The sequence below is a fragment of the Polaromonas sp. P1_F1 genome (genome assembly GCF_056405795.1).
On the sequence record NZ_JBFUBJ010000009.1, the window covers coordinates 24893 to 38689 of the forward strand.

Consider the following 13797-nt stretch of genomic DNA (forward strand, 5'->3'; position numbering starts at 1 on the left):
CGATTGAATTAAATCAATTGTTTGATTTGAAAGTGGCGACCCACAGTTGCTGGATCGCGCCGCGCTCTGCCTCAAGCGCAGGCGGGTTGACCTGGGTGGGTTCTTCGTTGAGGCGTGCGCGGTGCTGGACACGCCGCAGTTCGCGGTAGGCGCTTGCCGCCCGCTGGCCGACGCCGGCCGGCAGCAGGCCGGCCGTTTCTGCGCGTTGCAGGAGCGAGATGTTGCCGACGTTGTCCCTCAATTCCGGGTGCCGGGCTGATTGGGAAAGCACCAGGAACTGCACGGCGAACTCGGCGTCCACCATGCCGCCCGCACTGTGCTTGACGTCAAATTTTTCAGCCTTGAGCGGAGGCGGGCCTGAGACGGATCCGCCTGTGGGGCTTGGCGTTGCGTGGAGGCTCTTGATCGGATGGGCGTCGCGAACCTTTTCGCGCATGGCCACAATTTCGTTGCGCAGCGCAACGATGTCGCGCGGAGCGGTGATGACGGTCTGCCGGACTTCGTCAAACCGCAGGCGCAGCGACTCGTCACCCAACACGAAGCGCGCACGTGTCATGGCCTGGTGTTCCCAGGTCCAGGCGGTATTGCTGCCGCGCTGCTGCTGGTAGCGGGTATAGGCCTCAAAACTGGTGACCAGCAAGCCTGAATTGCCGTTGGGGCGCAAAGCGGTATCGATTTCAAACAGGTCGCCTTCGCCGGTCTTGATGGTCAACCAGTTGATCAGCTTGCGCACAAATGCCGCATAGACTTCGGGGGCCCGCTCGTCATCGTCCTCATAGACGAACACGATGTCGAGATCGCTGCCGTAACCCAGTTCTTTGCCGCCCAGTTTGCCGTAGGCAATGATGGCGAACTGCGGTGTTTCACGGTGCCGGTTCTTCAGGCGCTGCCAGCACCAGTCGGTGGTGATGCTCAGCACCGCTTCGGCGAGAGCCGTCAGATCATCGGCCACCTGCTCGACGGTGAGTACGTCTTCCAGATCGCGCGCCAGGGTGCGGAACACTTCCGCATGATGGGCGCGGCGCAGCAGGTTCAGGCAGGTTTCCTCGTCGTCCTCGCCGGTGCTCCTGAGCGCGGCCAGGCGCTGTTGCAGGTCCCGCGCGAAGGCCGTGCCGTCAAAGCGTTCCTTGAGCAGCTCGTCGCTGGCCAGTTCATCAATGACGCCGGGGTGCTGTAGCAGGTAGCGCGCGGGCCATTTGGCGGCCCCCAGCAGGCGCAGCAGGCGCTCATGCACCGCGGGCCGTTCCAGCAGCAGCGCCAGGTAGCTCTCCCGCCTCAGGAGCGGCTCTATCCAGTCGATGATGCGCACAGCCGCTTCCTCGGTGACCGTGCCTTCCGCCAGCCAGGCGGCGGTGCGCTGCACCAGCCGCGCCAGGCGGGCGCGGGAATCTTCGCGCAGGGCCAGCACCCTGGGGTGCTGGCGCCACAGCGCCAGGCGGGCGCGAAACTGTTCCGGCCATTGTTCCGACAATTGCTCCAGCACGTCTTCGAGCTGCTGCGGCGCCGCCTTGGCCGTTTTGCCGCAGCCTTTGCAGTCGGGCTTGCCGCCCAGCAGTTTGTCGAATTCCCCGGCCACCAGCTCCCGGTGGGTGTCGAGTTCGCTGAGGAAGAAGCAGCAATTGCTGTAGCCCAGCGTTTCTGCGATCCACGCCAGGTCGTCATCACGCGTGGGCAGGACATGGGTCTGCTGGTCATCGAGGTACTGGATGCGATGCTCCACGCGGCGAAGAAAATCATAGGCGCGTGCCAGCGCATCGGCGGTTTCCTGCAGCATCAGGCCCGCGCGTGCCACGCGCTGCAAGGCGTCGACCGTGGGACGGGTACGCAGCTCGGGAAACTGTCCGCCGCGCACCACCTGGAGCAATTGCACGGTGAATTCAATTTCGCGAATGCCGCCGCGCGACATCTTCACGTCGTTGGCCCGCTCCGGGTGGCCGGCGCAGCGCTTGGCGGCATGCTCGCGGATTTGCCGGTGCAAGGTGCGCAGCGCATCGAAGACGTTGTAGTCAAGGTAGCGCCTGAACACGAAGGGCAGCACGGAGCCGCGCAGGGCCTGCGCCGAGCCGTCCTGCACGCATTCAAGCGGCGCCACCACCCGGCTCTTGAGCCAGGCAAAGCGTTCCCATTCACGACCCTGTGCCTGGAAATACTCCTCAAGCGCGCTCAGTGAAGTGGCCGCCGGCCCGGAGCTTCCGTTGGGCCGGAGCGCCAGGTCCACCCGAAACACAAAACCATGCTCCGTGGCATCACCAATCAGGCTGAAGACGGCTTTGACCTGGTGCGCGAAGTACTCGTGGTTGGATATCTGCCCGCGGCCATCGCTGCGCCCCCGGGTTTCGCCGTCGTGGTCGTAGACATAGATGAGGTCGATGTCGCTGGAAACGTTGAGTTCACGCGCACCCAGCTTGCCCATGCCCACAACCCACATCCGGGCACGCTCCCCGTCGGGGCCTTGCGGTGCGCCATGCAGCCCGTCAAGTTCGGCTCCCGACTCGCGCATGGCGACATCCAGGGCCAGCTCGGCCAGCTCGGTCATGGCGCAGGTCACTACGGCAAGCGGGGCCTGGCTTTCGAGGGCGCCGTCACAGTCGAGCACCACCAGCCTTTCCATGACCAGCTGGCGAAGCACCCGAAGCGCCGCGCCTGTCGCCATGCCCTGCGCCAGCAGCGCGTCCAGCGCGACCTGCATGGCGGCGCGCACGGGGGCGCCCGCAGGCAGGAGGAGGAGTTGATCAGCGTAGCGGCGGCGGATGCGCTGAACGAACCGTGAATAGTCCGACGCGGCCGGCCCAGCGGCGAGTAAGGTATCAGGGCAGGCGGTTTGAGCGACGGTCATCACACTACTTCACAAAACTTCATGGTTCACTGCCGGGCGAACGCTGGCCCCGGCGGTCATAATTCTCATGTCAATGGAGCCAACGATCCCCAGCCTGCCTACCCCGCCGCCGCAACGACTGCGATGGCTTGCTCTTACCCTGCGCGTGTTGCTGTGGCTTGTTGCCACGGCCTGGGTGCTCTTTGGCCTGACCTGGTTCGTGCTGCATGGCTGGATTGTGCCGCGAATCGGGGAGTTTCGTCCGCGCCTGGAAATAGAGGCCAGCAAGGCTTTGGGGGTGCCTGTTCGCATTGGTGGAATCACCGCACATTCCCAAGGGATGATTCCGTCGTTCGAGTTGCGCGACGTGACCCTGCTCGACGCCCAGGGGCGCGAGGCCCTGCGGCTGCCGGTGATTCTCGGCGCCCTGTCCGCCTCTTCGATCTGGGGGTTGGGCTTCGAGCAGCTTTACATCGACAAGCCCGAGCTGGACATACGGCGAACCGCTGACGGAAAGATCTATGTCGGCGGCCTCGATGTTTCGCAGGACCGGGCGGCCGGCGAGAGCGCCGCTGCCGACTGGTTCTTCTCGCAGACCGAGTTTGTCATGCGAGGCGGCACCGTGCGCTGGACAGATGAAATGAATCCGGCACCACCCCTGGCGTTGACGCAGGTTGACTGGGTGATGCGCAATACGCGGCGGCGCCACCTCATGCGCCTGGATGCCACACCCCCTGCAGAATGGGGTGACCGTTTCACTGTCAGGGGCATATTCCGCCAATCGCTGCTGTCAAGCAGCGCCGGTGATTTTGATGCCTGGACAGGCCAGCTATTTGCCGGGTTCGACCGGGTGGATGCGTCCCGCATCAAACCGTACCTCAACCTGGACGCACTGGGCATTGAGCTGACACGCGGGAATGGCGCGCTTCGCGCTTGGGCAGATATTTCCCAGGGCCGGGTGACTGGCGGCACGGCCGATGTGGCGTTGCAGGATGTAGACGCCCGTCTGGGTGCCAAGCTGCAGCCTTTGGCCTTTGATTTTGTCGCCGGGCGTGTGGGTGGCGGTCAGCGTACCAATGGTTTTGATTTCAATACCGAAGGCCTGCGCTTTCGTACCCGCGACGGCCTGCAGTGGCCAGGCGGCAACGTGGCGCTGGTGCACACAGGGGACGAGGCCGGCGTTGCGCAGCACACCGAACTCAAGGCAGACAAGCTCGATCTTGCAGCGCTCGCACAGATTGCCAATCGCCTGCCGCTTGATGCTCCCGTCCATGGGCTGATCGCTTCATTTGCCCCGAAGGGACTGGTCGAAAGCGTTGAGGCTCGCTGGCAGGGACCGCTGGATGCCCCTGCCGCCTACGCCGCAAAAGGACGCGTCGCCGGGCTGAGTATTGCTGCCCTGCCCGCACCGCCCAGCCCAGCGTCAGTGCATCCCAAGCCTGGCAGGCCGGGAATCAGCGGCGCCACCATTGACTTTGACCTGACGCAAGCGGGTGGACGGGCCGGGGTCAAGATACTCAACGGCTCGCTCGACCTGCCGGGCGTGTTTGAGGATTCGCTGGTGCCGTTTGACCAGCTTTCCGCCGAGACGCAATGGAAGTTTGCGGGCCGGAAAATCGAAGCGCAGCTGAACAACCTGCGATTTGCCAATGCCGACGCGCAGGGAGAAGCGCAAGCCGCATGGCATACCGACGATGTGGTTTCCGGCAAGCCGCCTGCCGGAGATGCAGCAGATCCCCGATTCCCGGGTGTGCTGGATCTGCAGGGCGTTTTGAGCCGCGGTGATGGCGAGCGGGTACACCGTTATTTGCCGCTGGTATTGCCGGACCGGGTGCGCCACTATGTGCGTGACGCGGTCGTGCAAGGCCAGGTCAGCGACGTGAAGTTCAAGGTCAAGGGACCGCTGGCGCAATTGCCTTTCACCAACCCGGCGCAAGGGGACTTCCGGGTGACCGCCAAGGTGCGGAATGGGCACTATGCCTATGTGCCCAAATCCATACAGCCGGCCGGAGCGGCGGGGTGGCCGGCCTTGACTGAACTCAACGGCGAACTGGTGTTTAACCATGCGGCACTTGAGGTCAACGACGTCACCGGCAAGGTCAATGGCCTGCCGGGTTTGCAGCTGGTCAAGGGTAATGCACGTATCCCTGACCTGACCCATGACACCACTGTCGAGGTGAACACACACCTCAAGGGGCCGCTTGCTGATGCGCTGGGGTTCGTCAACCAGTCCCCGGTTGCCGGCATGACCAATCATGTGCTGGCCAAGGCGGTTGCGGCCGGAACGGGCGAATACCGGTTCCGGCTGGACTTGCCTATCCACACGATCGATAAATCCCGGGTGGAAGGAACCGTCACTCTGCCCGGCAATGACCTGCAATTTGGCCTGGATACCCCAGCGCTGACAAAACTCAAGGGCGTTGTGACCGTGAGCGAACGCGGTTTCACCGTGACAGGCGCCCAGGCACGGCTGCTTGGCGGCGACGTCCGTTTTGACGGTGGCACGCGGGTGCAGGCGCGATCGCCCGGCAATGCAGAGCCGGAAAGCCTGGTGGCATTCAAGGCGCAAGGCGTTGTCACCGCTGAAGGGTTGCGTCAGGCCAGGGAGCTCGGCGCGCTTTCGCGCATGGCCCAAAATGCCACGGGCAGCACGGCTTACACCGCCTCGTTGGGTTTTCGCCGTGGCGTGCCTGAGCTGGTTGTCGCCAGCAGCCTGCAAGGCATGGCGCTCAACCTGCCCGCGCCCCTGAGCAAGACCGCAGAAGCGGCATTGCCGCTGCGGTTTGAGAATTCGCTTGTGCCGACCTCCATGGGGCCGGGGCAAAAGCTGGAGGACCAGCTTTCGGTAACCATTGGCCGTGTGGCGTCCGTCATGTATGTGCGCGACGTCAGCGGCAGCGAACCTCGTGTGATGCGGGGCGGAATCGGCGTCGGGCTGGAGCCGGGGGAGACAGTGCCCGTGCAGGAAGCCGGTGTGGCGGCCAATATCAACCTGGCCCACGTGGACCTCGATGCCTGGCAAAAAATACTGGCAGATTCTTCTTCCGGCAGCGCGCTCCAGACACCTCCGCCGGTGGCTGCCACTGCGGCGACCAACCGGGCCGCCGCGAACGCGTCCCTGACTTATCTGCCGACCTCCATGGCCATTCGCGCAAAGGAGCTGGTGATTGAAGGGCGCAAGCTGAACAACGTGGTGGTGGGAGGCTCCCGTGAAGGCCTGACATGGCGTGCAAATATCGACGCGTCGGAGCTCAATGGATATGTCGAATTCCGGCAGCCTGGCGGCATAGGGGCCGGGCGGGTCTATGCGCGGCTTTCCCGTTTGAGCCTGGCGCCAGGTACGGCCAGTGACGTGGAAGCGATCCTGAACGAGCAGCCCGCCAGCATCCCTGCCCTGGACATCGTGGTGGAAGACCTGGAGCTGCGCGGAAAAAAGCTGGGGCGGGTCGAGATCGACGCCGTCAACCGCGGAGCGTCTGCCGCGGCCCGCGAGGGCGTGCGCGAATGGCGCCTGAACAAGTTCAATGTGATCCTTCCCGAGGCGGTGCTGACGGCAACGGGCAACTGGGTGGCGATCAATGCCCAGAGCGTTGCGACAAATGCGCCGCGTGCCGCGCGCGCGGCTGCCGAGCGCCGCCGCACCGTGATGAATTTCAAGCTGGACATCGCCGATTCGGGTGAGCTGCTCAAGCGCTTTGGCATGGGTGAGGTCATTCGCCGTGGCAAGGGCAAACTGGAGGGGCAGGTCGCGTGGATGGGGTCACCTCTCAGCCTGGACTATCCCAGCATGAGCGGACAGTTCAACGTCAATGTGGAGTCGGGGCAGTTTGTCAAGGCTGACCCGGGCATCACAAAACTGCTGGGTGTGCTGAGCCTGCAGTCTTTGCCCAGGCGGCTGACCCTGGATTTCCGGGACGTTTTTTCCGAAGGCTTTGCCTTTGACTTTGTCCGCGGCGACATCAATATCAACCAGGGCGTCGCCTATACCAACAACCTGCAGATGAAGGGCGTGAATGCGGCCGTGCTGATGGAGGGTAGTGCCGATATTGCCAAGGAGACGCAGAACATCAAGGCGGTCGTGGTGCCGGAAATCAATGCCGGTACGGCTTCCCTGATCGCCACAGTCATCAATCCGGCCATCGGCCTGGGCAGCTTCCTTGCCCAGATGTTCCTGCGCCGGCCTTTGATGCAGGCGGCGACCCAGGAATTCCACATTGAAGGAACCTGGTCTGACCCGAAAATCATCAAGGTGGATCGCAAGGCACAGGCTGCAGCAGAGCCTGTTCAGGAGGTTCGTTAACCATGAAGATAGCTGCCATCCAGATGGTCTCAGGTACGCGCGTGCAGGACAACCTTGCCGCAGCCCGCAGCCTGCTTGAGCAGGCTGCGGCGCAGGGCGCCGAACTGGCCGTGCTGCCGGAATATTTCTGCATCATGGGCTTCAAGGACACCGACAAGCTGAAAGTCCAGGAGAGCGTCGGAACGGGCTTGATACAGGACTTCCTGAGCCGGTCGGCGCGTGAGCTCGGCTTGTGGATCGTGGGCGGCACGCTGCCCATGGCCACGTCTGATCCGGCGCGCGCGCGCAACTGTTCGCTGGCCTATGCGCCGACGGGCCAATGCATCGCGCGGTACGACAAGATCCATCTTTTTCGCTTTGCGCAGGGAAAGGAAGACTATGACGAAACGCGTGTGCTGGAGCCCGGCGCGCAGCCCGTCGGGTTTGATCTGGTTTCCCGCGATGGCCATGTCTACGCTGTCGGCATGAGCATTTGTTATGACCTGCGCTTCCCGGAGCTTTACCGCGCGTTGAAGGCCGATGTGCTGCTGGTGCCCAGCGCGTTTACCTACACCACCGGGCAGGCGCATTGGGAAGTGCTGCTGCGTGCACGCGCCATTGAAAACCAGGCCTATGTCATTGCGGCGGCGCAGGGCGGCACGCATGAAAACGGCCGTCGTACCTGGGGCCACAGCATGCTGGTGGATCCCTGGGGTGAGGTGCTGGCCCAGCAGGCCGAAGGCGCAGGCGTTGTTCTGGGTGAAATCTCCAGCACTCACACGGAAGGTGTGCGAAGCCGTTTGCCTGCATTGAACCATCGTTTCCTATGAGGCCGGCCGCGTGAGGTTTCCGTTTGCCAACGGCGTCAGCCGCGCCAGCAAGCGCTGGTCCCTGTGGGCGCTGCTGGTGGCGCTGCTGGTGGCGTTGCTGGGCATTCTGGTGTGGCTGGCGGGACGGTACGAGTCCAGCATGGTGCAAAGCCGGCTGGAGCATGACGCAGCGGAAGCCGTGACCGACATCCGCTCGGGACTGACGCGCAATATCCAGACCTTGCAGGCACTTCAGTCCAGCGACCGCACGCCGGAGTCGTGGCATTCGTCCGCCGCCGAGCTGCTTCGCGAGCGCCGTGAAATCATGCGGCTTGAATGGCGCAGCGAAGCGCTCGATGTGCTCGGGTTTGTGGAGACGCCCTATCGCACTTCGGTGTTCGAGCGGCTCGGGCGGGGCAGTTTGCAAACCGACGTGGGCCTGACCTGCACCACGGCCCGGCGCCTGAGCGGCGCGGCCTACTCCACCAGTTATTTCATGCCGCAGCGCGATGGCCTGGGTCTGGAGGTGCTCGACATGTGCCTGCCCATCACGGTGTCGGGGCGCCTCACGGGGTATAGCGTGGTCACCTATTCGCTGCAGGACATTCTGGGGGAACTGGTCGGCCGCCAGCTCGCACGGGGCATCGGCCTGTCTTTTACCGAAGCGGACGGCACGCGCCTGGCCCTGCAAGGCGTGCCTTCGCGCGGCAGCCGGATTTATATTGCGCAACAGCTGCTGGACCTGCCCGGCAATACGCTGGTGGTCAGGATGGAAAGCCGGCTGGGCACGCCGGCCCTTTTTCCCAACGTGCTCACCGCACTGGTAACCGCCATGTCACTGGCGCTGCTTGCCGTGTTGTACCTCCTCGCAAGGGATATGCGCCGCAGGCTGAAAGTCGAGCATGACCTCGGCGAGGCCCTGGCTTTCCGCAAGGCCATGGAGGACTCCGTGCTGACCGGCCTGCGCGCGCGCGACCTGCACGGGCGCATCACTTACGTGAATCCGGCGTTTTGCAAGATGGTTGGCGTGGACGCCAAGGACCTGCTCAACCAGAGCTTTCCCTCGCCCTACTGGCCACCCGAACTGGCCGGCGTTTATCAGCAGCGCCAGGAAATCCGGCTGGCGGGCAACAGCCTGCCCAGGGAGGGTCACGAATCGGTGTTCATGCGGCGCGATGGCACGCGGTTCCCCGTGTTGATCATGGAAGCTCCGCTGATCAATGCCGTGGGCAAGCACACCGGCTGGATGAGTGCGATTCTGGACGTCAGTGAACAGCGACGGGTGGAAGAGCTTTCCCGTGCCAGCCAGGACCGTCTGCAGGCCACCGCACGATTGGCGATGGTTGGCGAGATGGCCTCGCTGCTCAGCCACGAACTCAACCAGCCGCTGGCCGCCATTTCAAGCTACGCCACCGGCTCACTCAACCTGCTGCAGGATGGCATGGACCATGACAAGCCGCTGGCAGCGAACGCCAGCTCAGCCATGGCACCGTTGTCGGAAGATTTGCAGCTGGCCATGCGCCGCATTGCCGAGCAGGCCGAACGCGCGGGAAAGGTCATCAAGAGCGTGCATGATTTTGTGAGGCGGCGCGATCAGGTGCGCGAAGCCGTGCAGCCTCGCGCCCTGCTGGACGCCATCATGCCGCTGGTGACCCTTCAGGCACGCAAGCTCGGCGTGCGCGTGGTGATCGAGGTCGACGAGACCTGCACGCCCGTGCTGTGTGACCGCACCATGGTTGAGCAAGTGCTTCTCAACCTCTCGCGCAACGGCATGCAGGCCATGCAGGCTGCGGCCCACGAAGGAGGGGCGGCGGAGGCGGCCCCGCGGGAAAAGGTGCTGACGCTGCGTATCCGTCCGGCCGCATCGAACGCACAGAGCCGCTGGGTGGAATTTTCGGTGACGGATTGCGGTGAAGGCATTTCCAGTGAAGTGGCCGAGCAGCTCTTCACGCCTTTTTTCACTACCAAGGAAGAGGGTATGGGGCTGGGCCTGAGCCTGTGCCGCACGGTGATTGAGCAGCACGGCGGCTTCCTGGGGTTTGAGCCCGGCCAGCCGCGGGGTACGATTTTCAGTTTCACCTTGCCGGCGGCCCTGCCGCATGATGCAGGGGCGCATACAGCCTGAAGGACACAGCATGGAACCCATTCAAAATGCCACGGTTTATATCGTCGACGACGATGCCAGCGTGCGCGACGCGCTGGCCTGGCTGCTGCGCTCGCGCCGCCTGCTGAGCGAAACCTTCGACAGTGCAGAGGCGTTTGATGCGCGCGTATCCCAGCAATTCGCGGTCAAGTCGCCTTCATGTGTGTTGCTGGATGTACGCATGGCGGGCCTGAGCGGTCTGGCCATGTTCGAGAAGCTGATTGCCTACGGCTTGCTGCCCACGTTGCCGGTGATCTTTTTGACGGGCCATGCGGACGTTCCCACGGCGGTCGACGCGGTCAAGCGCGGCGCTTTTGATTTTTGCGAAAAACCCTTTTCAGACAACGCATTGGTAGACCGCATTGAACAGGCGCTGAACCATTCTGCCGGGGCACTGGCGCAGCACAGCGAGTCGACGGGCCTGCAGGCCCGTCTCGACGGCCTGACAGACCGTGAGCGTGATGTGATGAAGCTGGTGGTGGGTGGGTTGCCCAACAAGCTGGTGGCGGACCAGCTTGACATCAGTGTGCGCACGGTGGAGGTCCACCGTGCCAGGGTTTTTGACAAAATGGGTGTCAAGTCGGCGGTGGAGCTGGCCAACCTGCTGCGTAACCTGTAATTGCAGCGCTGTGCCGGGCTTATTTTTTTTCGGGCTCTGCCGGGATCTCTGAGTGGACCGATTCCTTCAATTCGCCATTTTTACGGCCCGAAAACATCGTCCACCACACAATGAACACCAGCAGCAGCAATGCCCCCAGGGCTTCGAGCAAAAGTAGGGCCATGACATTTCCTTGGATTTCAAAAGAGGCTTCGATGCCTGTGCTGCCGTCAATGCGTTCCATGCGGCTTGTCCCAATTATCGCCATGGCGGCGCTGCTTGCTTCCTGCGCAAGCCCGCCCCGGCCGCCTTCGACCGTCCCGGCGGGCGAGCCCACAGCCCCGGGCGTGCGCGCCGGCGATACCGGCCCATTGCCTGCGCCCATGGTGCAGGGGAAAAGCCGCTGGGTCGCGGTCCGCTGGGCCGAGTTGCCCGGCTTCGAGGAAGACGCGCTGTTTGAGGCCTGGAACGCCTGGCTCAAAAGCTGCGAGCGTCCCGGCCCGGGTTTTGCGCCGCTATGCGGCGAGATCCGGCGCCTTAGCATTGCGTCTGCCGATGAGCAGCGCAACTGGATGGTCAGGCGGCTGCAGCCCTATCGGGTGGAGAGCCTGCAAGGCGTAACCGAGGGGCTGTTGACCAGTTACTACGAGCCTGTGCTCAGGGCCAGCCGGCAGCCCGTTGCGGGTTACGAGGTGCCGCTGTACCGTCCTCCCGCATCGCTGGGCAGCCGCAAACCGTGGTTCTCCCGGCAGGAAATCGACACCCTTGCTGAAGCCAAAGCGGCGCTGCGCGGCCGCGAGATCGCCTGGCTGGCCGACCCGGTTGAGGCGATGTCGCTGCACATACAAGGCTCGGGCCGCCTGAACATCACCGAAGCCGATGGCTCACAGCGTGTCGTGCGTGTGGCCTATGCCGGCTCGAACGAGCAGCCGTTTCGCAGCGTGACCCAGTGGCTGCTGGAGCAGGGCGAAGGCCRCATGACGGCGCCCTGGGTGGAGTCCACCAAGGCATGGGTTGCAAAAAATCCGCAGCGCGCGCAGCAAATGCTCTGGAGCAACCCGCGCTACACTTTTTTCCAGGAGCAGCCGCTGAGTGAACTGGATACCGCCTTTGGACCCAAAGGTGCGCAGGGCGTGGCGCTGACACCGGGCCGTTCCATTGCAGTTGACCCGGGAAGCATTCCCTACGGCACGCCGGTGTGGCTGGCGTCCCGTGGCGGTGCGGCCAACCTGCAGAAGCTGGTGCTGGCGCAGGACACCGGCAGCGCCATCGTGGGTGCGGTCAGGGCCGATTACTTTGCCGGAACCGGCCCCGAAGCCGGCCTGCTGGCGGCACGTGTCAACCAGCCGCTGCGGCTCTGGGTGCTCTGGCCGAAGTGAGTGCTCGAAACGTTGGGCAAGCCTGAAGGAGATTCCATGAAACAACTGTCGGCCCGAACCGGGATGGCCTTGGTGGGGGTGACCGGAGCGCTTGTGCTGGCAGCCTGCGCGGCGGGTGGCGGGCCTTCGTCTACCGCGCAGTACCGCTGCGAACACGGCGCTGACTTCAAGGTGAAATTTGTGGACGACACCGCCGTGCTGGATAGCGCCGGCGGCTCGGACCTGCTGTTTCGTGACGCAGGCGGCCAGGGTGCGCAGCAGACGGTGTACAGCAATCCGCGGATGCGCGCCGAGTTTGGCCTGGGCGCCAGCGGCCGTGAGGCGGTGCTGCGTTATTCCTTGCTGCCGCTGACGTCACGCTGCGTGCGCGACTGATTCCCTGGAAAACCTCTTTGCGTTGTTGTGCGGACCTGCCGTGCCACAATCGTTTCACCGCGATTTGTGGGCGGCTTCTTCTAGCGCACGGAGAGGCGGACTTCTACCCTCATGCCGTCCCGACGGGTCGATTGCCGGCTGTCGGCGATGCCGCTGCTGCTGCCGGCGCTCGCATCGTCCGATTCGGCCACGGTGACCCATTCCCCGAGGCGAACGGTTAGCGAGGTGCTGGTGGACGATGAGGACAGGGGAGCCTGCGGCGACGAGCCTGTGCGGCTGGCCTGCCCCGCGGCCAGTTCCAGCTCCACGCTGTCGCCGCCGTACCAGGTGGGCCTGGCTGAAAAGCCGCTGTTGGCCTCGATGAACACGGTGCCGGCCTGGCGCGCCTGTACCAGCCGCAGCGGCTGGCTGTTGCCCAGGTTGATGTTGGCGTTGCGGCCATTGAGCACCAGCACGCGCTGCACCAGGTCGCGTGAATCGCTGCGCTGGCTGTCCTGGGCTGTGATCTGCGCATTGAGGCCCGAACGGCCCGGTTGCAGCACAACACCGCCTTGTGCGCCGAGGGCGCTCTGGGAGCGCAGGCTGCTGCCGGCCTGCCGCACTTCGATCTGCAGGTTGCGCATGGGTAGTGGCTCTGGATTTGCTCCTGAATTGATAGCGGGTTGCGCTTGCAGGACGGGCGCCAGAGCCATAAAAAGCATAAAGGCCAAAGAGGCGGGGCTGGAAAATGGTTTCATGCGGGGCTCCTTGAAGCGTTGTCTTGCAGGTGTTTCATGCGCTGGCCATTGTGCACAGTGGGAGAGCTTGATGCTATTAAATCAATAGCTGATTGCGCCCGTCGGAAAAGGGTTGCAAGCACTATTTTCTTGAATTTTAGGCTGTAGCTCGCGTCAGATGCCCCAACGGCAGCGCGCTGCTGGCTTTGACTTCGCCCAGCGAAAAACTGGTGTGCAAGTCTTTCACATTGGGCAGGTTGATCAGGTTTTGCAGCGCAAACTTGCTGAAGGCTTCCAGGTCTTGCGCCACCACCTGCAGCTCAAAGGTGCCGGTGCCGCTGATGTAGTGGCAAGAGACGATCTCCGGCAGCTTCTTGATGGCCTCTTCCAGCTGGCGCGTTGCGTCGCCACTGTTGCGGTCAGCGTCCAGCCGGACAAAAGCCAGCACGCCCAGCCCGATCTTGTGACGGTTGATCTCGGCCCGGTAGCCGGTGATGAAGCCGCTTTCTTCCAGCGCCCGCACGCGCCGCCAGCAGGGCGCGGCCGACAGGCCCACGCGGGAGGCGAGTTCCGTGTTCGTCAACCGGGCGTCGAGTTGCAACTCATTCAGGATGGCGATATCAAACTTATCTAATGTTTCCATATTCACAACTTTACAGCAAGATTCTTTCTGGAAGTGCCCT

The 13797-nt window shown here is 63.5% G+C and carries 9 protein-coding genes; 6 read left to right on the forward strand and 3 right to left on the reverse strand.

Features of this window, described 5'->3' with window-relative positions; genetic code table 11:
* Positions 1–13: 13 nt before the first annotated feature.
* The gene (gene glnE / locus AC1DZE_RS20040; protein WP_477700472.1) at positions 14–2836 is read right to left on the reverse strand and encodes a bifunctional [glutamate--ammonia ligase]-adenylyl-L-tyrosine phosphorylase/[glutamate--ammonia-ligase] adenylyltransferase; all 2823 of its coding nucleotides are present in this window, start codon (positions 2834–2836) and stop codon (positions 14–16) included.
* A gap of 73 nt (positions 2837–2909) precedes the next feature.
* Between glnE and AC1DZE_RS20045 the strand changes: the two genes are divergently transcribed.
* The 6 genes from AC1DZE_RS20045 (at position 2910) to AC1DZE_RS20070 (ending at position 12398) form a co-directional block, all read left to right on the forward strand.
* Positions 2910–7115 carry a YhdP family protein gene (locus tag AC1DZE_RS20045; protein ID WP_477670750.1) on the forward strand — a complete coding sequence of 1402 codons (4206 nt, stop codon included), beginning with the start codon at positions 2910–2912 and terminating at the stop codon, positions 7113–7115.
* Between the two features lie 2 nt (positions 7116–7117).
* Positions 7118–7924, forward strand: a complete 807-nt coding sequence (locus AC1DZE_RS20050; protein ID WP_477670618.1) for a carbon-nitrogen hydrolase family protein — start codon at positions 7118–7120, stop codon at positions 7922–7924.
* Between the two features lie 10 nt (positions 7925–7934).
* Positions 7935–10028: a two-component system sensor histidine kinase NtrB gene (locus tag AC1DZE_RS20055; protein WP_477670619.1), complete on the forward strand. Its 2094-nt coding sequence runs from the start codon at positions 7935–7937 to the stop codon at positions 10026–10028.
* A gap of 10 nt (positions 10029–10038) precedes the next feature.
* Positions 10039–10665, forward strand: a complete 627-nt coding sequence (locus AC1DZE_RS20060; RefSeq protein WP_457282424.1) for a response regulator transcription factor — start codon at positions 10039–10041, stop codon at positions 10663–10665.
* Between the two features lie 110 nt (positions 10666–10775).
* Positions 10776–12023 carry a murein transglycosylase A gene (gene mltA / locus AC1DZE_RS20065; protein WP_477700473.1) on the forward strand — a complete coding sequence of 416 codons (1248 nt, stop codon included), beginning with the start codon at positions 10776–10778 and terminating at the stop codon, positions 12021–12023.
* Between the two features lie 36 nt (positions 12024–12059).
* Positions 12060–12398, forward strand: coding sequence for a hypothetical protein (locus AC1DZE_RS20070; protein ID WP_477670621.1), 339 nt, complete (start codon positions 12060–12062; stop codon positions 12396–12398).
* A gap of 80 nt (positions 12399–12478) precedes the next feature.
* On the opposite strand, the gene AC1DZE_RS20075 is transcribed toward AC1DZE_RS20070, so the two are convergent.
* Entirely contained in the window at positions 12479–13135 is a 657-nt protein-coding gene (locus AC1DZE_RS20075; protein ID WP_477673467.1) for a hypothetical protein, read from the reverse strand.
* 136 nt (positions 13136–13271) lie between these two features.
* Positions 13272–13757, reverse strand: a complete 486-nt coding sequence (locus AC1DZE_RS20080; protein WP_477670623.1) for an Lrp/AsnC family transcriptional regulator — start codon at positions 13755–13757, stop codon at positions 13272–13274.
* Positions 13758–13797 lie beyond the last annotated feature (40 nt).